Raw genomic sequence first — 24,549 nt, 5'->3', positions numbered from 1 at the left:
ATAGTCAAAGGGGATGTCACCATGCCTGTGATATCCCCTTTTTCGTCCATTATAAACCTGATATGATTATGAGAAAAATCGATTCTTTTTTTATAATGCTCCTGAGTTTGTTATTGGTAGGGTGCAGTGGCTCTGATTCTTCAGTCAATCCGGAACCGGAACCTCCAACTACAGGAGAAAATACCAATGCCAATGATCCGGTAGAAGGAAAATCGTTTGTGACTGATTATTCCATGCCCCATTTAAATCCTGAAAATTATTATGTAGAGCATACGGTAACTTATGATGGCAAGAAAATCTTGAATTATGCCTATGAGTGGGTGAAGGATAAGAAACATACGGCGTGGGTGGCTTTCAGCTTTGACGAAACGACTTCACAGAAGAATGTCAGTCGGTCGGATGATGCATGGGCCACGGACTTGGAACTGCCGGGAGGCTGGTGTCCCGAAGAAAGCAACCACAAGAGTGACGGGTTCGATAAAGGGCACTTGTGCGCATCTGAAGATCGGGTCTATTCGAAGGAGGCCAATGCGCAGACTTTCTATTACAGTAACATGAGCCCGCAGATGAGTTCGTTCAATGGCGGATTCTGGGCTTCGTTCGAGATTCTGGTGCAGAAATGGGCCCGTTCCGGAGGGTATACCAAGCTGTATGTCACGAAGGGAGGAACTGTGGACCAGCTATTGGTGAACTTTACAGGTACCCGTAAGGGAAACGACGGCGTTCTGCCGCAGACGGATGCCAATGGTTTTACCAAGAAGGGACTGGCCTGCCCCAAGTATTACTACATGGCCATCTTGGCGGAAAAGGGGAATGAATATCATGCCATCGGTTTCTGGATGGAGCATCGCGATGACTATGGCTACGAGTACGACAACTTTGCCCCTTCGGACGTGATGAAGACCTACGCCCTCAGCATCGACGACCTGGAGAAGAACACAGGCCTTGATTTCTTCTGCAACTTGCCCGATGATGTGGAGAACAGTGTGGAGAGCACTTGGAATGAAGCAGACTGGGCCTGGTAGCCGAAGACGTGCTTCTTTATAAGAATGACAATCCCTGGCATCTTTGATGGAAGGATGCCAGGGATTGCTGTTTTATGTCTGTCGGTTCGACGGTTTATTTGTTTACCACGTGGATGGGCTTGCCTTCCTGATAGGCTTTCAGGTTGTCCAGGGCAATCTGCATCAGACGCTCGCGGGCGGCTGTGCTGGCCCAGGCGATGTGGGGGGTGATGTAGCAGTTGCGGGCCGTGAGCAGCGGGTTGTCAGCGCGGGGAGGCTCTTGTGAGAGGACATCGACACCGGCGGCATAGATGCGTCCGCTGTTCAGGGCGTCGGCCAAGTCCTGTTCGTTGACCAGCGGGCCGCGTCCTGTGTTGATGAGGATGGCAGTGGGTTTCATCAGACTGAGGCGGCGGGCATTGACCATCTCACGGGTCTGCTCGGTGAGGGGGCAGTGCAGGCTGACGACGTCGCATTCGGCAAACAGTTCGTCCAGTTCCATTTTCTTGATTTCGTGTGGCAGCTGGAAGTGCGATTTGGAGGTATAGGCACACACCTCCATGCCGAAGCTGATGGCGATGCGTGCGGTTCTCATGCCGGTGTTGCCCAGGCCGACGATACCCATTTTCTTGCCGGCCAGCTCGATGAGCGGCGTGTCCCAGAAGCAGAAGTCGGGACTGTTGGTCCAGCGGCCTTTGTGTACTTCCTCGGAGTGGTGCTGTACCTGCTGGGCGATGTTCAGCAGGTGGGCAAAGACCATTTGGGCCACGGAGTCGGTACTGTAGGCGGGAATGTTGGTCACGGTGATGCCACGTTCTTTGGCGGCAGCAGTATCTACGATGTTGTATCCGGTAGCCATCACACCGATGTATTTCAGCTGGGGCAGGGCGGCCATGTGTTCGGCTGTAATGACCACTTTGTTGGTGAGAAGTACGTCGGCACCTTCGGCGCGTTCCACTACTTCTGCGGGGGCGGTACGGTCATAGACGACACATTCGCCCAACTTCTTCATTTCGTCCCAGGAGAGGTCTCCGGGATTGGCGGCATAGCCGTCGAGCGCTACAATTTTCATGTTATCCAAATATTAAATATCAAATATCAAATATTATTTTTTTTCTTCATTGTAAGTATGGTTGCGGTTAGTAGCTTGATAAGTTCTCTACAATCATTATCTATAGATAGAAATTGTTTCTCGGTCAGATAATTGGTCTGTTTTAGAATTTGTAACCAATATAATGTTTCAGAGCATTCTTTTTGGGCGATAGCAAGTTTATGTATATAGTCAGAGGAAGATTCTGCATAAACAGACTCACTGATGTTGGCGCCTATTGAAGTACCGCTCCGTAAAAGTTGTTTGCTCATGACTTGTTCGTTCTTGTCTTCCTTTAAATATTTGTATAATTTGATAATCCTTATAGCAAACAAAACAGATTTGTCATTCAGTATATAAACCTTTTCCCCATATATTTAATATTTTATATTTGATATTTTATATTTAATTAAACCGTTCTTTTCCCCACAACGCCTGCATCCGTTCCTTGTGTTTGGCTTCGGCCGCATTTTCCTGCGGATGCCAGATGCTGTGGTCTTTCAGTTCGTCGGGCAGGAACTGCTGGCGGACGAAGTGCCCCGGATAGTCGTGGGCATACTTGTAGTCTTCTCCGTAGCCCAGTTGTTTCATCAGCTTGGTGGGGGCATTGCGCAGATGAAGGGGGACGGGAAGGTTGCCGGTCTGCCGGACCAGTTCCAGCGCATCGTTGATGGCCATGTAAGCGGAGTTGCTCTTGGGGCTGGTGGCCAGATAGATGGTCGTTTCGGCCAGGGGGATGCGGCCTTCGGGCCAGCCTACCTTCATCACGGCGTCGAAGCAGGCGTTGGCCAGCAGCAGGGCGTTGGGATTGGCCAGCCCGATGTCTTCCGAAGCGGATATCACCAGGCGGCGGGCGATGAAGGCCGGGTCTTCGCCGCCTTCCACCATGCGGGCCAGCCAGTAGATGGCACCGTCGGGATCGCTGCCGCGGATGGACTTGATGAAGGCGGAGATAATGTCGTAGTGCATCTCGCCGTCCTTGTCGTAGGCCAGCGGGTTCTGTTGCAGGCGTTCGGTCACCATGTCGTCGGTGATGACGATGCTGTCGCCCGTCTCCGACTCGACAACCAGTTCCAATATGTTGAGCAGCTTGCGTGCATCGCCTCCGCTGTAGCGCAGCATGGCGGTGGTTTCCTTCACTTCGATGTGGCGTTCGCGCAGGATGTGGTCGGTGGTCAGCGCCCGCTGGAGCAGTTCCAGCAGGTCGTCTTTTTCGAGAGGCTTGAGAACATAGATCTGGCAGCGCGACAGCAGGGGGCGGATCACTTCGAACGAAGGGTTTTCCGTCGTGGCGCCGATCAGTGTCACGATGCCCTGTTCGACGGCACCCAGCAGAGAGTCTTGCTGGGACTTGCTGAAACGGTGTATTTCGTCGATGAAGAGGATGGGATTGGCTTGCGAAAAGAACCGGTTGTTCTTGGCACGCTCAATGACGTCGCGCACGTCCTTCACGCCGCTGGTCACGGCGCTCAGCGTGTAGAACGGCGTTTCCAGCTTGTTGGCGATGATTTGTGCCAGCGTCGTTTTTCCCACTCCCGGAGGTCCCCACAGAATGAAGGATGAAATGTGTCCTGAATCAATCATTTTGCGGAGCACCGCTCCCGGGCCGACCAGATGTTTCTGGCCGATGTATTCGTCTAATGTTTTGGGCCGAAGCCTTTCTGCCAGTGGTTGCACGTTCGTATGTTCTTAAAATATCATCATGATCATGAAGCGGATACCATCCTTCTTCACGCCGGGGATGTCGGTGTAGGTGAGGCGGCGCACGTATTCGATGTGCAGCAGCTTGAAGATGTTATAGATTCCCACACTGGCCTCCACATAAGGTGTCTTGCCCATGACGTAGCTGGTAGGCACACCGTTGCGGGTAGGGAAGAGGAAGAGGTCCGGGTCATGGCTCTTGTAAGGGTTGTTCTTGTCGGTCAGTGTTCCCCACAGGCCGCGGATGCGGAACATTTCGCGCCACTTCAGCTTCTTCAGCAGCGGGATGCGGTTGAAGAGCTTGCCGTTCATGTCGTAGCTCAGGGCCAGCGAGCCGTAGCGGTCGTTCAGGAACTCCATGTTGTTGATGAGCGAGAACGATTCGTTGTGCTGGGTGATGTACGACAGATTGGCCATGGGGAGGTTCAGCAGGGGGAAGGGCACCTTGTTCCACTGGGCACCGGCACGGGCGGTGATGTCAATCTTGCCCCACGAACCGAACCAGAAGCGTTTGCGCAGGCCGATTTCGGTGAGGTTGAAGTTGTATTCACCTCCCAGCACGCCCTTGAAGCCGGCTGTGTGCGACAGGGTGAACTGGGGTGCGTCCAGCGATACGGGTACGCGGCGCTGCTTGGTGTTGACGAAGGTCTCGCCCGGAGCATATCGCAGGGTCACACCCACTTCGGCCGTGGTGATGTCGTGGACGAAGGTGTTCTTGTCGCCCTTCACGCCGGGTGTCTCACCATCGTTGCGCCAGTATTGCAGGATGCCGGCGGGCTGGTCGTTGCGGTGGCGCAGCATGGCCTTGACGGAGAATCCCGTATTGGTCTCCAGTTCGTAGTTGATGGTGGCGTCGCGGATGTAGGACAGCTGGTCGACGGTGGTCCATTTCCAACCCACGAACATGTTGTCCTTGTCGGTCTCCAGATACTTGTCTACGGGCGACATGACGTCGTAGGTGTATTTGGCGGAGATATAATGTTTGGGGAACTCCCACAATACATATTCGCGCTTGTTGAACGAATAGGCCACCTGTCCGGAGTAGAACCATTTCTTGTCGCGCGTACCGTAGGCACCATATCCGCTGAAGTTCCAGTGGGGATCCAGATTGCCGGTGGTCATACCGCTCAGACGGAAACGGGCTCCGTTCACATAGTTGCTGGTAATGATGGTGTTGATGGGGCCGAAGTCGAACTTGCTGGGATGGTCCTTGTTTCCTGTCTCCACAAAGTTTTCAATCAACGCCTTGGCACCGAAGATGATGATCTTGAATCCCGGTATCTGCTCGATGCGGTTCATGAAGATGTCCATGGTACTCTCCTTCTTGGTGAGGGGCACCTGGCGTACTTCCGCCCAATACTCGTCGCTCTTGGCCAGCATGTTGGCTTCCTTGATGACTTTTCCTTTCAGACGGAAGAGGCGGGGCTCTATCTCGTCAAAACTGTATTTCGAATATTTGGTGGTACGTTGCACTTCCAGTCCCTGGATGCCCTTCATCAGAGCCAGTTCGACGGTCATGTCGTCGTCGGTCAGCACCCAGTTGCTGTCGGGCAGCTGTTCGAACTGCTGGACGATGTCCAGGTTCTCCACGAAGTTGACTCCCGTCTTTTTCGGCAGGTTCATGGTACACTTCTTCACGGCGTAGGTGGAGTCCTTCACCACATACAGGTGGCCCGTAAAGCCGAAGTCCTGCGGGTTGTTGGGCACGAACGTCAGGTGCACACATTCCTGCTGGTCCACCATCAAGGTGTCCATCAGATAGTATTTGTAGAACGAGATGGCGCCGCGCCCGATGGGGCTGACGAAGCGGCGTTGCAGCAGGCGGATGTCGTCGTCGTAGATGTTTACGTCCGAGAAGACGTCGTTCAGGATGGTGCCCAGCATGTCGCCGGTACTGAAGAATTCCTCGATGCCCGTCGAGTTCATGCCTTCGATGATGGTCTTTTCGCTGCGCGGACTCTTGCGGTAGATGGTGCGCGAGGCCGTTTCCTTGATGGAGATGGGCAGAATCTGCTTGCCGGTCTTGGGCGACGTTTCCACTTGGTCCTTGAAGAAGGAGAACTTCTTGTAGAGGCCTTTCTCCATCTTCTCCGGCGTGACGTCGTTGAGCGACATCTTCATCTTCTCGTATTTCTGGTATTGGTAGAAGTCATTCTCCTCCAGCTTCAGCTGCTTCTTGTGGTCGATGACCTTGCGCATGAAGTCTACGGCCGGATTGTTCTTCCGGGAGTATTTTTCTTTCTTCGGCTTTACCACCACTTCGGCCAGCATGATGTCGTCGGGCGACATCTTGACGTTCAGCACCTTCTGTCCCGGCTTGATCTTGATTTTCTTGGTTATGTAACCGATGGTGGAAAAGGTCAGCTCGTCCCAGCCTCTGCGGGTTTCGACTGTATATTCTCCTTCGCCGTTGGTAATGGCTCCCACGCCTTTGCCTTCGTACTGGACGGTGACGTAAAGCAAGGGTTCGTTGGTGATGGAGTCGGTTACGACGCCTTTGATTTGTGCGGATACCCCCGTGAGCTGGGTGAAAAGCATCACTGCCAGGAGGGTGAGGGTTATATAAAGTTGCTTCATATCTATTATAATGGAACTGCAAAGGTAGTAATTTGCAAGCAAATAAGAAGCAAATTTGGATTATTTGGGAATTGAGATTATAAAAATATGGAAAACATCCCTTGGGTATGTATCTATTTCTTAATTCTCAGTTCCCAAATACTAATAATTATTTTTTCAGCAATACCTGCACGATGCGTTCGGCCGTGCGTCCGTCCCAGCGTTCGGGCAGGGTGCTGTGCTTCCATTCGCCTTTCAGCATCTTCTCCAGAGAGGCCGACAGGGCGAAGGTGTTTTCGCCTACCAGTTCGTTGGTGCCGATGCGCCACGTCTCGGGATGCTCGGCATAGGTGTTCAGCGTGATGCAGGGCACGTCGAGGAAGGTGGCTTCTTCGGCAATGTTTCCGGAGTCGGTGACGATGCCGCGTGCCTGGTTGATGAGGAAGCCGAAGTGCAGATAGCTTTGCGGCGGCAGGATGTGCAGGTTGGGGGCGTTGATGCCCGTTGCCAGGATGGCCTGCTGCACGTAGGGATGCAGGGGAGCCACGACGGGAACTCCATTGGCCCGGTCGAGGATGGTCTGCAGCAGGGACTGGAGCACGTGCCGCTGCTGGATCAGTTCGCGGCGGTTCAGCGTGAGCAGCAGGTAGCAGCCTTTCTTCAGTCCGAGGGAGTCGAACCAGACGGGTTGCAGCAGGCGGTGGCGGTTGTAGCGGATGGTATCCATCAGGATGTTGCCCACGTAGTGGATGTATTCCGGTATCATGCCTTCCTGGTTCAGGTTGCGGTTGGCGGCCATGCTGGCGGCAAACAGGTAGTCGGAGATGGCGTCGACAATGGTGCGGTTCACCTCGCGCGGCATGTTCATGTCGAACGAGCGGGTACCGGCGATGACGTGTGCCACCTTCAGTCCGCGCTTTTTGGCCACGATGGCGCAGCTCATGGTGGCTGTCATGTCGTCGACCACCAGCACTGTCTGTGCCGGGTGGGCGTTGAGTTCCTTTTCGAAAGCCAGCATGATGTCGGCCGTCACCTGCGAATGGTCGGTGCCCGTGACGCCCAGATAAGCGTCGGGTTTCTTCATGTCCAGGTCGGAAAAGAGGGAGGGCTCCAGGGCCGGGTCGTTTTCCGGACCGGTATAGACCACCCGGTAGGTAATGTCCTGACCCGCTTCGCGTGCGGCGTCCATGGCGCGGCACAGGGGAGCTATTTTCATAAAATTGGGGCGTGCGCCCGCTACAATGGTTATTTTCATGAGTCGAACCTTTTAAATCTTTCACAAAAGTACGTTTTCTAATGGAATTTTATTCGTTACTTTGCAGGAAATTTCATGTATATGCCTACATTTGTTCAGATACTCGATTTTGTGGGGACGTTTGCTTTTGCTATCAGCGGCATCCGTCTGGCCTCGGCCAAACGCTTTGACTGGTTTGGCGCTTATGTGGTTGGTTTTGCCACGGCTGTGGGCGGTGGTACGCTGCGCGACTTGCTGCTCGACGTGACGCCCGGCTGGATGACCGATCCTATTTATCTCATCTGTACGGGTCTTGCCCTGATCTTCGTGACCATGTTCGGCAAGCACCTCATCCATCTGAACAACACGTTTTTCTTTTTCGATACCATTGGCCTGGCCCTGTTTACGGTCGTAGGTGTGGGCAAGAGTCTGTCGCTGGGTTATCCTTTCTGGGTGGCCATCATCATGGGCAGCATGACGGGTGCTGCGGGCGGCGTTATCCGCGACGTGTTCATCAACGAAATCCCGCTGATATTCCGTAAGGAGATTTATGCGGTGGCCTGCGTGGTAGGCGGATTGGTCTACTGGGTGTGCGCGCTGGCACAGGTGGACGATTACATCTGTCAGATAGCCTGCGGTATTGTGGTTTTCCTGACGCGCATTCTGGCCGTGAAGTACAAGATTTGCCTGCCGACGCTGTCGGGGCATGCCTGACAGTTTCTTTATTTATGGTATCCCGACGAAGTGCTTTCTCAGGGTCTGACGCAGTGCTTCGTTACCCCCTCATGCAGTGCTTCGTCACCCCCTCACGAAGCACTTCGTCAGAGGGTCATGCAGTGCTTCGTGAGGATGCCATCCGGCGGGTGGTTGCGGGCTGTCCCCGTCAGAACAGCGTGTCTGTCGTGTTGAACAGCTTCTTGTCGTTCAGTTTCACCACCTTGCCATATTTCTCCAACTTCTTCAAGTCTATCATCTTGGGGTTGCCCATGATGGCGATGGCATAGGGCTTGCCCTGGATGTTTTCCTTGTAGAACTTCACAATGTCGTCGAAGGTCAGGGCATCGATTTGCGGCAACTGCTCCTTGGCCGGGTCTTCGGTATAGCCCTGGTAGCCGAGGTTCACCAGATACATCGCTTTGGTGCGGAAGTCGGGATGGTTGGTCAGGGCCGACTGGCGCAGGTAGCTCTTGATGTTGTCGATGCGGTCGGCGTTCTGCGGCATGTCGTTGATGAGTCCCATGAACACGTCGACGGCATCGTTGGCCTTGTCGTTCTGCGTACCGATGCTTCCGTACAGGTAGCTGGCTTTGCCGGCTATTCCCTGCGTGGCGGCGTAGGCATAGGCCGTGTAGGCCATGGAGCGTTTCTCGCGGATTTCGTTCAGTACCAGTCCCGTGAAGTCCAGGCCGAAGTACTGGTTGAAGGCGTCGCGCAGCACGTCATCCTTCTTGTCGGCCGTCTGCATGGGCAGGTAGAAGTGGATCTGTGCCTGTTCGGCATCGCTGTTCGGCAGGAAGTAGATGGTGTTTTCGCTGACGCTCTGCATGGGCTTCACGCGCGGCGATTCGGACGGGCGTTCGTTGGCTACCAGCGGGAGGTTCTGGCTCAGGATGGTGTAGACGTTGTCGAACGGCAGGGTGCCGGTATAGAAAATCTTTGATTCGAAGTTGGAGGCGCGGTTGATGTCGCCGGTCAGTTCCGAGATTTGCAGCTCCAGCACTTCCTTGTCGGTCAGTTCGTCGATGTAGTCCGACTTGTCGCCGTAGAGCAGGTACTGGCGCAGGGCTTCGTTCAGGGTGCTGACGTTCTCCTTGCGCTGCTGGCGGGTACTCAGGATGTTTCCCTTCAGCTGGGCCAGCTGCTTGTCGTCCAGTTTGGGCATCAGTATCTGTCGGGACAGGAGCTGGCAGGCCTGGGGCAGCGTTTCCTCGAAACCTTCCATCACGATGGTCAGGTAGTTGGAGCTGGCCGACACGTAGCAGGTAGCGTTCAGCTTGCTCAGTTCCTCCTTCAGCTGTTGCGGTTCGTAGAGGCCCATCACGCCGGCATTGTTCATCAGGCTGGCGGCAATGTCCAGTTTGGGGAATTCATCCGTTCCGGCACCATATTGCAGGACGAGCTGGAAGATGTTGTTCTCCTTGTTGGGCGTATAGTACACCTTGGACCGGTCGTTCAGCTGCTTCACCTGCACGTCGCTGAAGTCGAGGAAGTTCTCGGCCACGTGGCCGATGGGCAGGTTCTTGAACTGCAGGGCGTAGAGCGACTGCTGGCCCACGGGCGGTTCTACCGGCTTGTAGTTGGGCTTGGCTATCTTCTCGTTCTTCTTGGCTTTGCCCTGCTCGATGTAGAGGGCCAGGTAGTTCTTGGACAGGTATTGCTTGGCCACACGCTTCACGTCGTCGTTGGTCACGGCCATGATTTTGTCCTTGTAGTTCAGTATCTCGTTCAGGTCCTGTCCGTTGCAGAAGGCGTTCATCAGAATCATGGCTTTCTGCTCGTTCTTCTCCATGGCCAGGTCGAACTGGCGGCACATTTCCGCCTTGATGGCGTTGATTTTCCAGTCTTCGAACGCTCCGTTCGCAATCTGCTCGATGGCTTCCACCGCTTTCTTCTCGGCACTCTTGTTCGACTCGAAGCGGCGCTGGTTCTCGTCGTAGAGCGGGATGCTGACCACGACCGAACGTCCCTGCTCGCGGAAGGTCTGCGCATAGGCTCCGGCGCTGGTCAGTTCGCCGTCCAGCACCAGCTTGTCCAGCGCACCCGTCTGGCTGCTGTTGCTCAGCAGGGACAGGGCGATGTCGAGGGCGTCCTCATCGGGGTGTCCGGCAGGCACGCCGTTGAACACCATGGCCACTTGCGGATAGTAGCCAATCTTTTCGGTGTACTGCTTGCGTCCCTGGATGCTGGTGCCCGTATATTCCTTGCGTGCCGGCATCGGTTTCCTGGCGAGGCGTCCGAAGGTGCCTGCGATGCGTCCTGCTACCTGCTGGGCGTTGACGTTGCCCACCAGCACCAGTACCATGTTCTCAGGCACGTACCAGGTATCGTAGAATTCGATGAGCTTGCTCAGCTGCGGGTTTTTCAAGTGTTCGGGCAGGCCGATGATGTCGCGCGAGTAGGGGAAGCCTTCGAAGGCCTTGCTCATGAAGAAGCTGCTCACGGCCTGGTTGGGGTTGTCCTGCGCGCGGTTATACTCTTCGTACACGTTTTCCAGTTCCGGCTGGAAGGAGCGGAACACGGGATGGATGAAACGCTGCGAGGAGATTTCGAGCCATTTGTTGATCTGATAGGCCGGGAAAGAGCTGTGATAGAACGTGTAGTCGTAGCTGGTGGCGGCATTCACACCCTTGGCTCCGATGCTTTCCATCAGGCTGGAATATTCCGTCGGCAGGCTGATTTTACCGGCCTTCAGGGTCAGTTCGTTGATTTCCTGGTTCAGGGCGTCTTTCTTGACGGGGTCGGTTTCGGCGGCCCGCTGGTCATATTTGGCGATGATTTCCTTATAGATAGGTTCTTCTTCGGCCCAGTTGAGGGCACCGATGTTGTCCGTTCCCTTGAACATGACGTGCTCCAGGTAGTGGGCCAGTCCCGTATAGGCTTCCGGGTCGTTGATGGAGCCGACGCGTACGCCGACCAGTCCGAATACGTCCGATTTGGACTCGTCTTCCCATATATATACGGAAAGGCCGTTTTTCAGTTGGAATGCCTTCAGGCCCTGGCTGAATGCGGGCATAGCTATGACGGCTATAGCCAGACATAGCAGCATTTTCAGTTTCATGAATTTCATAACTTTACATTTTTTTTCGGTTGATGTGTCTTTGATAGTTAATCTGTATACAAAGCTATAAAAAAATCACAATCGGTACCGGGAAGTGGTAGAAAATTTATCTCCGGAACGGATTTTTATATCCTAAATTGACGCGGGCTGGTGACAATATGATATATAACATATCTTTTGCACGGAATATTTTCGGTATATAAATATCGATATGTCAAAAGAAACCGCTATATTTGTAATTGTTAAGTTAACCCAACAAAAATCACTAATACCAGACTACGATGAAAAAAGGAATTAAGTTCAGTCTCGTCTATCGGGACATGTGGCAATCTTCCGGCAAGTATCAGCCGAGGGTGGACCAGTTGGTGCGCATTGCTCCGCTGATTGTCGAGATGGGCTGTTTTGCGAGAGTGGAAACCAACGGCGGTGCTTTCGAGCAAGTGAACCTGCTGTATGGCGAAAATCCGAACAAGGCCGTGCGTGCCTTTACCAAACCGTTTCATGAGGCAGGCATACAGACGCACATGCTGGACAGGGGATTGAACGCCTTGCGTATGTATCCCGTACCTGCCGATGTGCGCCGCCTGATGTACAAGGTGAAGCATGCACAGGGCGTGGACATCACCCGCATCTTCTGCGGATTGAACGAGACCCGCAACATCATTCCCTCCATCAAATATGCGTTGGAGGCGGGCATGATTCCGCAGGCTACGCTGTGCATCACCTATTCGCCGGTCCACACCGTAGAATATTATACCGAGATTGCCGATAAGCTGATTGAGGCCGGTGCGCCCGAAATCTGTCTGAAGGACATGGCCGGCATCGGCCGTCCAGGCATGCTGGGCCGGCTGACCAAAGCCATCAAGGAACGCCATCCCGAAGTCATCATCCAATATCACGGGCACAGCGGTCCGGGCCTCTCCATGGCCTCCATCCTGGAAGTCTGCGAGAACGGTGCCGATATTATAGATGTGGCCATGGAACCCATGTCGTGGGGCAAGGTGCATCCCGACGTCATCTCCGTACAGGCCATGCTGAAGGACAAGGGCTTCCAGGTACCCGAAATCAATATGAAAGCCTATATGAAGGCACGTGCCATGACGCAGGAGTTTATCGACGACTTCCTGGGTTACTTCATGGACCCCACCAACAAGCACATGTCGTCGCTGCTGCTGAAGTGCGGACTGCCCGGTGGCATGATGGGTTCGATGATGGCCGACCTGAAGGGAGTGCATTCGGGCATCAATATGATATTGAAGAGCAAGAACCAGCCTCCGATGAGCATCGACGACCTGCTGGTGATGCTGTTCGACGAAGTGGAGTACGTATGGCCGAAGCTGGGCTATCCGCCGCTGGTCACTCCGTTCAGCCAGTACGTCAAGAACGTGGCGCTGATGAACGTCATGCAGCTGGTGAAGGGCGAGGAGCGCTGGACCATGATAGACAACCACACGTGGGACATGATTCTGGGAAAGAGCGGACGCCTGCCCGGCAAGCTGGCGCCCGAAATCGTGGAGCTGGCCAAGGAGAAGGGATACGAATTCGTGGATACCGACCCGCAGTCCAACTATCCTGATGCGCTGGACCAGTATCGCAAGGAGATGGACGAGAACGGCTGGGAGTATGGCGAAGACGACGAAGAGCTCTTCGAACTGGCCATGCACGACCGTCAGTACCGCGACTACAAGTCGGGAGTTGCCAAGAAGCGTTTCGAAGAAGAACTGATGCGCGCCAAGGATGCCGCCCTGTCCAAGGGAGCCGTGTCCGAAGAGGAAATCAGGAAACTGAAGCGCGCGAAAGCCGATCCGGTGGTGGCTCCGTCCAGGGGACAAGTGCTGTGGGAAGTGTCGGTCGACGGACCGTCGTCTGCCCCGTTTGTGGGTCGCAAGTACCAGCACGACGAGGTGTTCTGCTACATCTCCACGCCGTGGGGCGAATACGAAAAGATTTATACAGGATTTACGGGCCGTGTGGTGGAAGTATGTGCCCAGCAGGGCGCCGTGGTGAACAAGGGCGACGTGATAGCCTACATCCAGCGCAGCGACATCTTTGCATAGTCTGTTGCTTCCCGTTCGGTTTCGATAGGTATGGGCACGCTTGCGTGCATGCGGTAAAAGGCTTGTAGAAGCAACGGGTCTGGGGGGATGCATTCCGCATGCATCCCCCTTTTATAGGATAGAAATGGTCGGGCCGGGTAGGGGGATGCTCAGAAGGCTTCCGTCATGTTGAAGTAGAAGAGCGTCTGCTTGTTCACCGTGTTCTTGCCCAGGTCCAGGCGGACGTTCATGCGCGGCTGCACCTCGATGCGGAGGCCGACGCCGTAGTTGGGCAGTACGCCCTCTATCTTGCCGGGGGTGGGGCCCATGAAGCCGCATCCTCCCCACACGACGAAGCCCAGGTGGTTGATGATGCGTTTCAGCCACGTCTCCTGGTCGGTGTTCAGCATCTGGCGGTATTCGGCCATCACGATGTGCGAAGACTTGTCGCGGTACTGTCCCTGGTAATATCCGCGCAGGTCGAAGGGAGTGCCGGTCAGTGCGTACTGGGTCAGCGGAATGTTCTTGCCGAAGACGTTTTTCGTCTGGGCGGTCCAGGCGATAACCTTGCGTTTGCCCACCTCCTTGTATTGCCGGTAGTCCAGTTCCAGTCGGTAGAAGTTCCGGTCGCTGCCGAAAATCTTGTGGTACATCATGCCCCGGAAGTCCAGGTAGATTCCCTTGTAGGCGTTGGCCGGCACGTCGCGGCTGTCGTATGTCAGCAGGAAACCGATACCCGAGTTGAAATTCTTGTATCCGTCGGCATCACCTCCGGCCGCCTGATAGCTTTCGTTGTTTACCAGTCCCTTGGCCGGCTGGGTGAAGTGGTCGTAGTTGATGTCAATCTGCGGGCCGGCAAAGAAGTCGCTGTTGCCCAGGCGGAACAGAAACCAGGGATTGATTTGTACGCCGCTGTAGCGGTATCGGCTGGTAGAATCGCTTCGGATGTAGTCCCGGTTGGTGGTATATCCGATGTCATAATAATTCTCCACCGTATTCTTATAGCTGAATTTTCCGAAGATGCGGAAACGGTCGTGCTTGAAGAACAGCTGGGGCTTGGAGAAAATGTTGACTCCACCGTCGAACATGAATGCCAGGGCCGCCGGCACCACCGAGCGTCTCAGTGTCGTGTCCTTGGGAGCCATGCTGAAGGTCATCAGGGCGCTTCCGCCAACCAGCAGGCCGAAGTCGGGCGAATAGCTGGGACCGCCCAAGATGTTATAATGAAAATTCCGATTGGCTTTCTTCAGCTTTTTCAGCTCCTTTTTAGTCAGAACGGGCGTGCTGTCGTTGGGAACGGCAGTTTCCTTTTGCTGGGCCTGCAAGCCGGTCACCACCAGTGCAAGTATGAGCAGAATGAATGTAAATTTCTTCATATGGTTGGAAATGTGGTGCAAAGGTATTAAAAATCTCAGAAAAAGCTTTTATATTTGTAGCTATTAACACTAACCATACTAAAATTTGTCATTAATGAAGAAGCAATTTTTATCGGTCTTTGCTCTGACGGCGGCCTTGTTCAGTGCACAGGCACAGGACAATATGGGAGGCATCAGCCCGGATATGCTGGGACAGATACGTCAAACTTATCAGGGAACGGCTTCCGACAAGGCCTTGCGGAATGCCATCGGCAACAACAGTATCCGCAACCTGGCCCTCAATCAGGAAAACATGCAGGACATGGATACCCATTTTTCCGTTCGTGTCAACTCGAAAGGCATCACCGACCAGCAGTCGTCGGGGCGTTGCTGGCTTTTTACGGGACTCAACGTGATGCGGGCCAAGGCCATTGCCAAATACGGCATGCCGGCATTCGAGTTTTCCGAAATCTATCCTTTCTTTTGGGACCAGCTGGAGAAGTCGAACCTCTTCCTGCAGGGCATCATCGACACCAGTGACAAGCCGCTGGAAGACAAGACCGTGCAGTGGCTGTTCCAGCATCCGCTGAGCGACGGCGGTACGTTTACCGGAGTGGCCGACATTGTGGGCAAGTATGGCCTGGTGCCCAAGGAGGCTATGCCCGAGACCAACAGCAGCAACAATACGTCGCAGATGGCCGAACTCATCTCGCTGAAGCTGAAGGAATACGGCCTGCAGCTTCGCGAACTGGGAACCAATGGCGCAAAACGCTCGGTCATGCTGGAAGAAAAGACGAAGATGCTGGGCACCATCTACCGCATGCTGGTGCTGAATCTGGGCGTTCCGCCTACGGAGTTCGACTTCGTGCGCAAGGATGCCCAGGGCAATCCGGTGGAGACGGAGCATCACACGCCGATGTCGTTCCTGGAAAAATATGGCGACAAGAATCTGCTGACCAATTACGTCATGCTGATGAACGACCCCAGCCGGGAGTATTACAAGTGCTATGAGATCGACTACGACCGTCACCGTTACGACGGAAAAAACTGGACATACATCAATCTGCCGGTAGCTGACATCAAGGAGATGGCCATCGCCTCGTTGAAGGACAGCACGATGATGTACTTTTCATGCGACGTGGGCAAGTTCCTCAATTCCAAGCGCGGCCTGCTCGACGTCAACAACTACGATTACGAGTCGTTGATGGGCACCACGTTCGGCATGGACAAGAAGCAGCGCATCCAGACCTTCTCCAGTGGTTCGAGCCATGCCATGACGCTGATGGCGGTAGACCTCGACAAGGACGGAAAGCCCTTGAAATGGATGGTGGAGAACAGTTGGGGTCCGCAGGCCGGTTATCAGGGACACCTCATCATGACCGACCGCTGGTTTGACGAATACATGTTCCGCCTGGTGGTAGAAACCAAATATGTACCCGAAAAAGTGAAGGAGCTTCTCAAACAGAAACCCATCCGGCTTCCGGCCTGGGATCCGATGTTTGCGGAGGAAAAATAGATCCTTAAATGAAGAGAGAGACGAGGAGGCCCGTGCGGGCCTCCTTTTTTTGTTGTTTTTCAGGCCTCTGAAAGCCTGCCGGAGGGCTCCGTGTTCGTTAACGCTGGCCATTACGGAAATTTCTCCTTAATTCCTTTCTTATTTACTCTTAAATCACATTCTTTTTTGCTAATTTTGCAGGCAAATTAATGAAACCATTATTTTAATCAACACATGGCAAATGTAATTAAGTTACGCAAAGGCCTTGACATTAACCTGAAGGGCAAAGCTGCCGAAGAGTTCTTCTCTGTGAGAGAACCGGGATTTTATTCACTTGTTCCCGATGATTTTACAGGAATTACTCCCAAAGTGGTGGTCAAAGAACAGGAATATGTGATGGCCGGAGGACCCTTGTTTATCGACAAGAATCATCCTGAATTAAAATTTGTTTCACCCGTGAGTGGTGTAGTGACGAGCGTAGAACGAGGTGCACGCCGTAAGGTGATGAACATTGTCGTTGAGGCTGCTACAGAACAAGACTATGAGGAGTTCGGCAAGAAGGATCCGTCGAAGATGGATGCCGGGCAGGTGAAAGAACTGCTGCTCAATGCCGGAATGTTTGCTTTCATCCGCCAACGTCCCTACGATGTTATCGCAGATCCGACAGTGGAGCCGAAAGCAATTTTTGTTTCCGCTTTCGACAGCAACCCGTTGGCGCCTGACTTCGAATTTGCGCTGAAGGGTGAAGAAGCAAACTTCCAGACTGGTCTTGACGCTTTGGCTAAAATGGCCAAGACTTATCTGAGCATTAGTGTGAAGCAGAAAGCTGCTGCCCTGACGCAGGCCAAAAATGTGACTATCACTGCTTTCGATGGTCCGCATCCTGCTGGTAATGTCGGAGTGCAGATCAATCATATTTCGCCCATCGCGAAAGGTGAGACGGTGTGGACTATTGGAGCTGAAGCCGTTATCTTTATCGGTCGTCTGATGAATACCGGTCGTGTGGATATGACCCGTACGGTGGCCGTTACGGGTAGTGAAGTGAAGAAACCCGCTTACTGCAAGCTGAAAGTCGGTGCTCTGCTTACCAACGTATTCCAGGGTAATGTAACGACTGGCAAAGAACTGCGTTATATCAGCGGTAATGTACTGACGGGTAAGAAAGTTTCTCCCAACGGTTTTCTGGGTGCTTTCCACAACCAGCTGACCGTGATTCCCGAAGGTGACGACGTACACGAAATGTTGGGTTGGATCATGCCTCGTTTCAATCAGTTCAGTGTGAACCATTCTTATTTCAGCTGGCTGATGGGTAAGAAGGAATATGTGTTTGATGCCCGTGTGAAGGGTGGTGAACGCCACATGATCATGTCCAATGAGTACGACCGTGTATTCCCGATGGATATCTATCCCGAATATCTGGTGAAAGCCATCATTGCAGGTGATATCGACCGTATGGAAGCTTTGGGTATCTACGAAGTGGCTCCCGAAGACTTTGCCCTGTGCGAGTTTGTATGTTCGTCCAAGGTGGAAGTTCAGCGCATCGTACGTGCCGGACTCGACATGCTTCGTGCTGAAATGGCATAAATTGTAAGTTGTAAATTGCTAAATCGAAAATAAATTAAATGAAAGCGTTAAGAAATTATCTCGACAAGATAAAGCCGAACTTTGAAGAGGGCGGCAAATTCCACGCGTTTCGTTCGGTGTTTGACGGCTTTGAGACTTTCCTCTTCGTGCCCAACACCACTTCGAAATCGGGAACGCATATTCACGATGCCATCGATAGTAAACGCATCATGTCGATGGTCGTTATTGCATTGATACCGGCTTTGTTGTTCGGCATGTATAATGTGGGCTATCAGCATTTCCATGCCACTGGTGCCGAAGGCGGTTTCTGGGCCATGTTCTTTTATGGCTTCCTGGCCGTGTTGCCTAAGATTATCGTTTCGTATGTAGTAGGTTTGGGCATTGAATTTGTTGTAGCTCAGTGGAAGAAAGAGGAAATCCAGGAAGGTTTTCTCGTTTCGGGTATCCTTATCCCGATGATTGTGCCAGTGGATTGTCCTTTGTGGATGCTGGCCATTGCCACAGCATTCTCTGTAATCTTTGCTAAGGAAGTATTTGGTGGTACGGGTATGAACGTGTTCAACGTGGCTCTTATCACTCGTGCTTTCCTGTTCTTTGCTTATCCTACGAAGATGTCCGGTGATGCCGTATGGGTTTCTGGTGACTCGATCTTCGGTCTTGGCCAGACGGTAGATGGCTTGACCGTGGCTACTCCTCTGGGCATTGCCAAGACTTCGCCCGTTGCTCCCGATTTCTCTTGGGACATGGTGACGGGTTTGATACCGGGTTCTATTGGTGAGACAAGTGTGATAGCCATTGCCATTGGTGCCGTTATTCTTTTGTGGACAGGCATCGCCAGCTGGAAGACCATGCTTTCTGTATTTGTGGGAGGGGCGTTGATGGCTTGGATATTCAATGTGGCAGGTCCTGATACGGCTGTGGCCCACATGCCTTGGTATGAGCACTTGGTGTTGGGCGGTTTTTGCTTTGGTGCCGTGTTTATGGCTACTGACCCTGTTACTTCAGCTCGTACGGAGACGGGCAAATATATCTATGGTCTTCTTATCGGTGCCATGGCCATCATCATCCGCGTGCTCAATCCGGGTTATCCTGAGGGCATGATGCTCGCCATCCTGCTGATGAACATCTTTGCCCCGCTCATTGACTATTGCGTGGTGCAGAGCAACATCAACCGCCGTGCCAAACGTGTGGCCGCCAAATAAGTCTAACCATTAAAACCGAACGTTTGATATGAATACTAATAGTAATAGTTATACTATGATTTATGCTTCGGTAATGGTTATTATCGTTGCATTCCTGCTGGCATTTGTCAGCTCTTCGTTGAAAGCTACGCAAAACAAAAATGTGGAAATGGACACGAAGAAGCAGATACTTGCCGCTCTGAACATACGTGGCGTGGCCGATCCTGACGCCGAATACAGCAAATACGTGAAGGATATGCTGATGAACGAGGACGGTACGCTGACCGAGAATACAGGTGCCTTTGCCACCGGTTATGAGAAAGAAGTGAAGGAGAACAACCGCCTGCATGTGTTTGTAGCCGAGATTGACGGCGCTAAGAAGTATGTTTTCCCTGTATATGGTACAGGCCTTTGGGGAGCCATTTGGGGGTACATCGCCTTGAATGACGACAAGGATACAGTGTACGGTACTTACTTCTCACATGCTAGCGAGACTCCGGGTTTGGGAGCCGAGATCGCGGGTGAGACTTTCCAAAACGAGTTCAAGAATAAGAAGACGTTAGAAAATGGCGAGGTAACTCTGGGGGTAGTGAAGTTTGGTAAGATTGAGAAACCCGACTATCAAGTAGACGGTATCTCCGGAGGTACTATTACCTCTGTGGCCGTGGACGCCATGATAAAGAATTGCTTAGGCAACTACAAGAAGTTTTTAACCAATAATGAGGGGGAGGAATAATAGACTATGGGACAATTGTTTTCAAGTAAAAATAAAGAAGTGTTCGCCACACCGCTGGGCATGAACAATCCGGTTACCGTGCAGGTGTTGGGTATCTGCTCCGCATTGGCCGTAACCGCTAAGTTGGAGCCGGCTATTGTGATGGGACTTTCCGTAACCGTCATTACGGCATTCTCCAATGTAGTGATTTCGCTTATCCGCAAGACCATTCCCAACCGTATCCGTATCATCGTGCAGTTGGTAGTAGTGGCCGCGCTGGTAACTATCGTGAGTGAGATTTTGAAGGCGTTCGCTTATGATGTGAGCGTGCAGCTTTCTGTATATGTAGGTTTGATTATCACGAACTGTATTTTGATGGGACGTTTGGAAGCTTTTGCCATGATGAACGGTCCGTGGGAGTCATTCCTCGATGGTTTGGGTAACGGGTTGGGCTATGCCAAGATTTTGATTATTGTGGCGTTTATCCGCGAGTTGCTTGGATCGGGCACGTTGCTCGGTTTCAACATCCTGAACTATGAGCCTATCAAGAATATGGGTTACGTGAACAACGGCTTGATGCTGATGCCTCCGATGGCGCTTATCATCGTGGCATGCATCATCTGGTATCAGCGTGCCCATCATAAAGAGTTGCAAGAGAAATGATTTCTTGGATAGAAAACGAATAAAATAGAAATATCATATTATGGGAGAATTTTTTAGCTTACTCGTCCGCTCCATTTTCGTGGACAACATGATATTCGCCTTTTTCCTCGGCATGTGTTCATACTTGGCTGTGTCGAAGACGGTGAAGACATCCGTGGGCTTGGGTATCGCCGTGACTTTCGTGCTGGTGGTGACCCTTCCCGTCAACTATTTGTTACAGACCAAGGTGCTGGGTCCTGATGCTATTATCGAGGGGGTTGACCTCAGCTTCTTGAGCTTTATCCTGTTTATTGCGGTTATCGCCGGTATCACTCAGCTGGTGGAAATGATTGTAGAGCGTTTCACTCCTACGCTTTACGCCCAGCTTGGTATTTTCCTCCCGCTGATTGCTGTAAACTGTGCCATCATGGGTGCTTCGCTCTTCATGCAGCAACGCATCAACTTGGGCGCAAGTGATCCGAAGTACATTGGTAGCGTTTCCGATGCTATCTCCTATGCCCTTGGCTCAGGAATTGGCTGGGCATTGGCTATCATTGGGTTGGCTGCCGTGCGCGAGAAGATGGCTTACTCCGATGTTCCTGCTCCTCTGAAAGGTCTGGGCATCACGTTCATCACCGTGGGCCTTATGGCTATGGCGTTTATGTGTTTCTCTGGTTTGAACATTTAATTAAAGAAAGGAGCGTAACAAATGGATATGAATTTGATATTGGCAAGCGTGGGGGTATTCCTTGTGGTAATCCTGCTGCTTGTGGTAATCCTGCTGGTAGCCAAGAACTATCTGGTGCCGTCAGGTAACGTGAAACTAACTATCAATGGCGAGCGTGAATTGGAAGTGGCTTCTGGAGGCACGTTACTCAATACATTGGCTGTCAACGGTGTGTACCTTTCTTCCGCATGCGGCGGCAAAGGCTCGTGCGGGCAATGTAAGTGTCAGGTACTTGAAGGAGGTGGGGAAATCCTCCCCTCTGAGGTACCCCACTTCAGCCGTAAGCAGCAAAAGGATTATTGGCGCTTGGGATGCCAGGTGAAGGTGAAAGGCGACATGAGTATCAAGGTGGCCGAGAGCGTTCTTGGCGTGAAGGAATACGAGTGTACCGTCATTTCTAACAAGAACGTGGCTACGTTCATCAAGGAATTCAAGGTACAGCTTCCCGCTGGTGCCCACATGGACTTTATCCCTGGTTCGTATGCGCAGATTAAGATTCCTACTTTTACGATGGACTATGATAAGGACATCGACAAGAGCCTGATAGGAGATGAATATCTGCCCGCATGGCAGAAGTTCAACATGTTCTCGTTGAAGTGCGTCAATCCCGAACCGACTGTCCGCGCCTATTCTATGGCCAACTATCCGGCCGAAGGCGACGTGTTCATGCTGACAGTCCGCATCGCCACTCCTCCGTTCAAGCCCGACCGTAGCGGCTTTATGGATGTGAATCCGGGTATCGCTTCGTCTTACATCTTCACCCTGAAGCCGGGCGACAAGGTAACGATGAGCGGTCCTTACGGAGACTTCCATCCGCATTTCGACTCGAAGAAGGAGATGATTTGGGTCGGTGGTGGTGCCGGTATGGCTCCGCTGCGTGCACAGATCATGCACATGACGAAGACGCTGAACACCCGCGACCGCGAAATGCACTATTTCTATGGCGCGCGTGCCTTGAACGAAGTGTTCTACCTGAACGACTTCCTCCAGCTGGAAAAGGAATTCCCCAACTTCCACTTCCACCTGGCTCTGGACCGTCCCGATCCTGCTGCCGACGCTGCAGGCGTGAAGTACACTCCGGGTTTCGTTCATACAGTGATGTACGAAACTTATCTGAAGAACCACGAAGCTCCCGAAGACATCGAGTACTACATGTGTGGTCCTGGCCCGATGTCCAAGGCCGTGGTCAACATGCTCGACAGTCTGGGTGTAGAGTCGTCCAGCATCATGTACGATAACTTCGGCGGATAATCTGTCGCTGAGCATAAAAAAGAAAAGCCTCTGTTCTACAGGGGCTTTTTTTTTTAAGGATGTATCGTTGTTAATGCAAGGCTTTCTTTGCCTGGACAAAAAGGTTCAAATAATTACATATTCCGGAGCATACCCGTTCACTTTCCGACAGCCTATGAAGCATAAAAATAGCCTTTAAACCCAAAAAGTTTGTTCTAATCGGATTAATTTCGTAGTTTTGTATTTGTAATATTCATTATGATGAAGATTAATGTATGAAAACGCATTTAATTATCATCATAATGATATATAAATAGGGAAAATATGGCAGACTTTTATGAATACTCTACTCCTGAGATTGTAAGGCTATTAGGTGCCCGGTTTAAGGAATACAGAATACGCTGTAATTTTACTCAGAAAGATGTTTCCGAGCAATCGGGAATTGGACTTACCACCATTCACAAATTTGAGAATGGCACAGCAGGCAATATTTCATTGTCCACATTTATTGTGTTGCTGAAAGTGGTCGGGCAGATCAACATGATAGACCATATTCTTCCAGAGCTGCCAGAATCTCCTTACTTGATGCGTAAAGATGATAAAAAGGCACAGCGCGTAAGACACTCTAAATAATACGAACGATGGTACCATCTTTGAAAGTAATGCTATGGGGCGAAGAAATAGGCCGGTTGGCTTGGGATGCCAAACGCAGATTGTCCTACTTTACGTATAACCCCGCCTTCCTGAAGAAAGGTCTGAATATATCTCCATTAGCAGCACCTGCAGATGGGGTAAGGGGACTTATGCCTATTTGGGGAGAAGATGCTAAAATTTATCAGAAACTACCTGCTTTTGTGGCCGATTCATTGCCTGATGCCTGGGGTAATCAGTTGTTTGATTTGTGGCGCCAACAGAACCATCTGTCCAATGCAGATATCACTCCCCTTGACAAGCTCTCGTTCATTGGAAAACGTGGCATGGGAGCCCTTGAGTTTTTACCTGAGGTTTCGCGGGAACGCAAGACTGAGAAAATAGATATCAAGTCTTTGGCTACTCTGGCAGAACGCATATTTACAGAAAGAGAAAATGCACGGATTCTACCCGAAGAGTCCATTACCATGCAATCGTTGCTTACTGTAGGTACTTCTGCAGGTGGCCGTCAGCCCAAAGCCATTGTAGCCATCAACCGAAAGAATGGAGAGATACGTAGCGGACAGATTTCCGGCTTGGATGACTTTGATTACTGTCTGATTAAATTCGGCAATTCTCAATATAGTTCGGCAGAATTGGAGATGGTCTATTATGAACTGGCTGCTATGGCAGGAATCAATATGATGCCATCTGAACTCTATCAGGTAGATGGAAATAATCATTTCATGACCAGACGTTTCGACCGTAAGGATGGAAAGAAAGTTCATATCCAGACTTTGGCTGCCATCAGTCCCGAAGCCGACAGTTACGAACAGCTGATAGCCGTATGTCGGAAACTTCATCTGCCTGAGACTGACTGTTCTGAGGTGTTCCGTCGGATGGTATTCAATATCTTGGCCAACAATACGGACGACCACAATAAGAATTTTTCATTTGTCATGAGTGAAGATGGCTTCTGGCGTCTGTCTCCGGCATATGATATTACTTATATATTCGACAACGGAGGATTTTTGCCCAATGAAGATCATTGCATGTATATTAGGGCAAAACTTAGGAATATAACACGGGATGATGTAATCCTGTTCGCTAAAGACAATGGCATACGCCGGCCTGATGCGGTGATCCGTGAAGTGGCAAGCAGTCTGAAACAATTCCGCACGGTCGCTTTAAAATATGGTGTTAGCGAGCAGTGGATAGGACGTGTTGAAAACACTATCGTTGACCATCTGAAATCATGGGGAGAGTTAGAAGAAACGGCTCCTGCAATATGCGAATTTGTCATAAACGGACATATCGTAAAGAACATCCGTATGGAGCAGGCTTTTAAAGGAAATTTCCATCTACTCGCCGAAATAGACGGTCATGAACGTAAGTTTGTTATAGGTAAAAGCAAGGAAGAGTTTTCTCTTATTGAATCGATTGGAATAGCAAATCTGTCATCTGAACAGCTCAAAGATATGGTTGAGAAATATATTGTCTGTAAATTTGTTGTGAATGATAAGTTGTAAAAATCAACATTTCAATAACTCCGAAACTTATGAAAAAATTTCTGATGAAGCTGATATATCTC

19 protein-coding genes are annotated in these 24,549 nt (G+C 51.7%); 12 read left to right on the top strand and 7 right to left on the bottom strand.

Going from position 1 to position 24,549, the window contains the following annotated elements:
• The first annotated feature begins 68 nt into the window (after positions 1-68).
• Positions 69-1,025 (top strand): DNA/RNA non-specific endonuclease, encoded by a 957-nt coding sequence (locus tag BQ7483_RS05055; protein ID WP_072545107.1) that lies wholly within the window; start codon positions 69-71, stop codon positions 1,023-1,025.
• 94 nt (positions 1,026-1,119) lie between these two features.
• On the opposite strand, the gene BQ7483_RS05050 is transcribed toward BQ7483_RS05055, so the two are convergent.
• The 5 genes from BQ7483_RS05050 to BQ7483_RS05030 form a co-directional block, all read right to left on the bottom strand.
• Positions 1,120-2,076, bottom strand: a complete 957-nt coding sequence (locus BQ7483_RS05050) for a D-2-hydroxyacid dehydrogenase (RefSeq protein ID WP_072545432.1) — start codon at positions 2,074-2,076, stop codon at positions 1,120-1,122.
• A gap of 26 nt (positions 2,077-2,102) precedes the next feature.
• Positions 2,103-2,429, bottom strand: a complete 327-nt coding sequence (locus tag BQ7483_RS05045) for a four helix bundle protein (RefSeq protein ID WP_317041263.1) — start codon at positions 2,427-2,429, stop codon at positions 2,103-2,105.
• A gap of 70 nt (positions 2,430-2,499) precedes the next feature.
• A complete protein-coding gene (locus BQ7483_RS05040; protein ID WP_072545105.1) occupies positions 2,500-3,771 on the bottom strand; it encodes a replication-associated recombination protein A in 1,272 nt (423 codons plus the stop codon).
• Between the two features lie 12 nt (positions 3,772-3,783).
• Entirely contained in the window at positions 3,784-6,372 is a 2,589-nt protein-coding gene (locus BQ7483_RS05035; RefSeq protein WP_072545104.1) for a DUF5686 and carboxypeptidase-like regulatory domain-containing protein, read from the bottom strand.
• Positions 6,373-6,520: 148 nt separating this feature from the next.
• Positions 6,521-7,606 carry a UDP-N-acetyl glucosamine 2-epimerase gene (locus tag BQ7483_RS05030; RefSeq protein ID WP_072545103.1) on the bottom strand — a complete coding sequence of 362 codons (1,086 nt, stop codon included), beginning with the start codon at positions 7,604-7,606 and terminating at the stop codon, positions 6,521-6,523.
• Between the two features lie 81 nt (positions 7,607-7,687).
• Here BQ7483_RS05030 and BQ7483_RS05025 point away from each other — a divergent pair, with 81 nt between their 5' ends.
• Positions 7,688-8,299, top strand: a complete 612-nt coding sequence (locus tag BQ7483_RS05025) for a trimeric intracellular cation channel family protein (RefSeq protein WP_022021500.1) — start codon at positions 7,688-7,690, stop codon at positions 8,297-8,299.
• Positions 8,300-8,468: 169 nt separating this feature from the next.
• Here the strand turns inward: BQ7483_RS05025 and BQ7483_RS05020 are convergent, their stop codons facing one another.
• The gene (locus tag BQ7483_RS05020) at positions 8,469-11,372 is read right to left on the bottom strand and encodes a M16 family metallopeptidase (RefSeq protein WP_072545102.1); all 2,904 of its coding nucleotides are present in this window, start codon (positions 11,370-11,372) and stop codon (positions 8,469-8,471) included.
• A gap of 272 nt (positions 11,373-11,644) precedes the next feature.
• Between BQ7483_RS05020 and BQ7483_RS05015 the strand changes: the two genes are divergently transcribed.
• Positions 11,645-13,420 (top strand): oxaloacetate decarboxylase, encoded by a 1,776-nt coding sequence (locus tag BQ7483_RS05015; RefSeq protein WP_072545101.1) that lies wholly within the window; start codon positions 11,645-11,647, stop codon positions 13,418-13,420.
• Between the two features lie 149 nt (positions 13,421-13,569).
• On the opposite strand, the gene BQ7483_RS05010 is transcribed toward BQ7483_RS05015, so the two are convergent.
• Complete coding sequence (locus tag BQ7483_RS05010) at positions 13,570-14,775, bottom strand: BamA/TamA family outer membrane protein (protein WP_072545431.1); 1,206 nt, start codon at positions 14,773-14,775, stop codon at positions 13,570-13,572.
• A gap of 94 nt (positions 14,776-14,869) precedes the next feature.
• On the opposite strand from BQ7483_RS05010, the gene BQ7483_RS05005 reads away from it, so the two are divergent.
• The 9 genes from BQ7483_RS05005 to BQ7483_RS04965 all read left to right on the top strand — a co-directional run bounded on the left by BQ7483_RS05005 (position 14,870) and on the right by BQ7483_RS04965 (position 24,487).
• Positions 14,870-16,270: a C1 family peptidase gene (locus tag BQ7483_RS05005; protein WP_072545100.1), complete on the top strand. Its 1,401-nt coding sequence runs from the start codon at positions 14,870-14,872 to the stop codon at positions 16,268-16,270.
• A 213-nt stretch (positions 16,271-16,483) separates the two neighbouring features.
• Entirely contained in the window at positions 16,484-17,833 is a 1,350-nt protein-coding gene (locus tag BQ7483_RS05000; protein ID WP_022021495.1) for a Na(+)-translocating NADH-quinone reductase subunit A, read from the top strand.
• A 38-nt stretch (positions 17,834-17,871) separates the two neighbouring features.
• Positions 17,872-19,035 (top strand): NADH:ubiquinone reductase (Na(+)-transporting) subunit B, encoded by a 1,164-nt coding sequence (locus BQ7483_RS04995; protein WP_021847726.1) that lies wholly within the window; start codon positions 17,872-17,874, stop codon positions 19,033-19,035.
• A gap of 28 nt (positions 19,036-19,063) precedes the next feature.
• Positions 19,064-19,750: a Na(+)-translocating NADH-quinone reductase subunit C gene (locus tag BQ7483_RS04990; RefSeq protein ID WP_021847725.1), complete on the top strand. Its 687-nt coding sequence runs from the start codon at positions 19,064-19,066 to the stop codon at positions 19,748-19,750.
• Positions 19,751-19,756: 6 nt separating this feature from the next.
• Positions 19,757-20,392, top strand: coding sequence for an NADH:ubiquinone reductase (Na(+)-transporting) subunit D (locus BQ7483_RS04985; RefSeq protein ID WP_021847724.1), 636 nt, complete (start codon positions 19,757-19,759; stop codon positions 20,390-20,392).
• A gap of 40 nt (positions 20,393-20,432) precedes the next feature.
• Positions 20,433-21,059: an NADH:ubiquinone reductase (Na(+)-transporting) subunit E gene (gene nqrE / locus BQ7483_RS04980; protein ID WP_021847723.1), complete on the top strand. Its 627-nt coding sequence runs from the start codon at positions 20,433-20,435 to the stop codon at positions 21,057-21,059.
• 21 nt (positions 21,060-21,080) lie between these two features.
• Entirely contained in the window at positions 21,081-22,349 is a 1,269-nt protein-coding gene (nqrF, locus tag BQ7483_RS04975) for an NADH:ubiquinone reductase (Na(+)-transporting) subunit F (RefSeq protein ID WP_022021492.1), read from the top strand.
• 303 nt (positions 22,350-22,652) lie between these two features.
• Entirely contained in the window at positions 22,653-22,961 is a 309-nt protein-coding gene (locus BQ7483_RS04970) for a helix-turn-helix domain-containing protein (RefSeq protein ID WP_072545099.1), read from the top strand.
• An 8-nt stretch (positions 22,962-22,969) separates the two neighbouring features.
• Positions 22,970-24,487 (top strand): type II toxin-antitoxin system HipA family toxin, encoded by a 1,518-nt coding sequence (locus BQ7483_RS04965; protein WP_072545098.1) that lies wholly within the window; start codon positions 22,970-22,972, stop codon positions 24,485-24,487.
• Positions 24,488-24,549: the final 62 nt, after the last annotated feature.

This window comes from Mediterranea massiliensis, from assembly GCF_900128475.1.
Taxonomy (GTDB): Bacteria; Bacteroidota; Bacteroidia; order Bacteroidales; family Bacteroidaceae; genus Bacteroides; species Bacteroides massiliensis_E.
The sequence above is the reverse complement of the archived record's forward strand: the minus strand, read 5'-3'. Positions and strand labels throughout refer to the sequence as shown.

Coding starts and splice junctions, on each gene's coding strand:
- BQ7483_RS05050 (WP_072545432.1), bottom strand. CDS start 2,076: ATGAAAATTGTAGCGCTCGACGGCTATGCCGCCAATCCCGGAGACCTC.
- BQ7483_RS04985 (WP_021847724.1), top strand. CDS start 19,757: ATGGGACAATTGTTTTCAAGTAAAAATAAAGAAGTGTTCGCCACACCG.
- BQ7483_RS05055 (WP_072545107.1), top strand. CDS start 69: ATGAGAAAAATCGATTCTTTTTTTATAATGCTCCTGAGTTTGTTATTG.
- BQ7483_RS05000 (WP_022021495.1), top strand. CDS start 16,484: ATGGCAAATGTAATTAAGTTACGCAAAGGCCTTGACATTAACCTGAAG.
- BQ7483_RS05035 (WP_072545104.1), bottom strand. CDS start 6,372: ATGAAGCAACTTTATATAACCCTCACCCTCCTGGCAGTGATGCTTTTC.
- BQ7483_RS05010 (WP_072545431.1), bottom strand. CDS start 14,775: ATGAAGAAATTTACATTCATTCTGCTCATACTTGCACTGGTGGTGACC.
- BQ7483_RS05015 (WP_072545101.1), top strand. CDS start 11,645: ATGAAAAAAGGAATTAAGTTCAGTCTCGTCTATCGGGACATGTGGCAA.
- BQ7483_RS05020 (WP_072545102.1), bottom strand. CDS start 11,372: ATGAAATTCATGAAACTGAAAATGCTGCTATGTCTGGCTATAGCCGTC.
- nqrF (WP_022021492.1), top strand. CDS start 21,081: ATGGATATGAATTTGATATTGGCAAGCGTGGGGGTATTCCTTGTGGTA.
- BQ7483_RS04995 (WP_021847726.1), top strand. CDS start 17,872: ATGAAAGCGTTAAGAAATTATCTCGACAAGATAAAGCCGAACTTTGAA.
- BQ7483_RS04990 (WP_021847725.1), top strand. CDS start 19,064: ATGAATACTAATAGTAATAGTTATACTATGATTTATGCTTCGGTAATG.
- nqrE (WP_021847723.1), top strand. CDS start 20,433: ATGGGAGAATTTTTTAGCTTACTCGTCCGCTCCATTTTCGTGGACAAC.
- BQ7483_RS04970 (WP_072545099.1), top strand. CDS start 22,653: ATGGCAGACTTTTATGAATACTCTACTCCTGAGATTGTAAGGCTATTA.
- BQ7483_RS05005 (WP_072545100.1), top strand. CDS start 14,870: ATGAAGAAGCAATTTTTATCGGTCTTTGCTCTGACGGCGGCCTTGTTC.
- BQ7483_RS05025 (WP_022021500.1), top strand. CDS start 7,688: ATGCCTACATTTGTTCAGATACTCGATTTTGTGGGGACGTTTGCTTTT.
- BQ7483_RS05030 (WP_072545103.1), bottom strand. CDS start 7,606: ATGAAAATAACCATTGTAGCGGGCGCACGCCCCAATTTTATGAAAATA.
- BQ7483_RS04965 (WP_072545098.1), top strand. CDS start 22,970: ATGGTACCATCTTTGAAAGTAATGCTATGGGGCGAAGAAATAGGCCGG.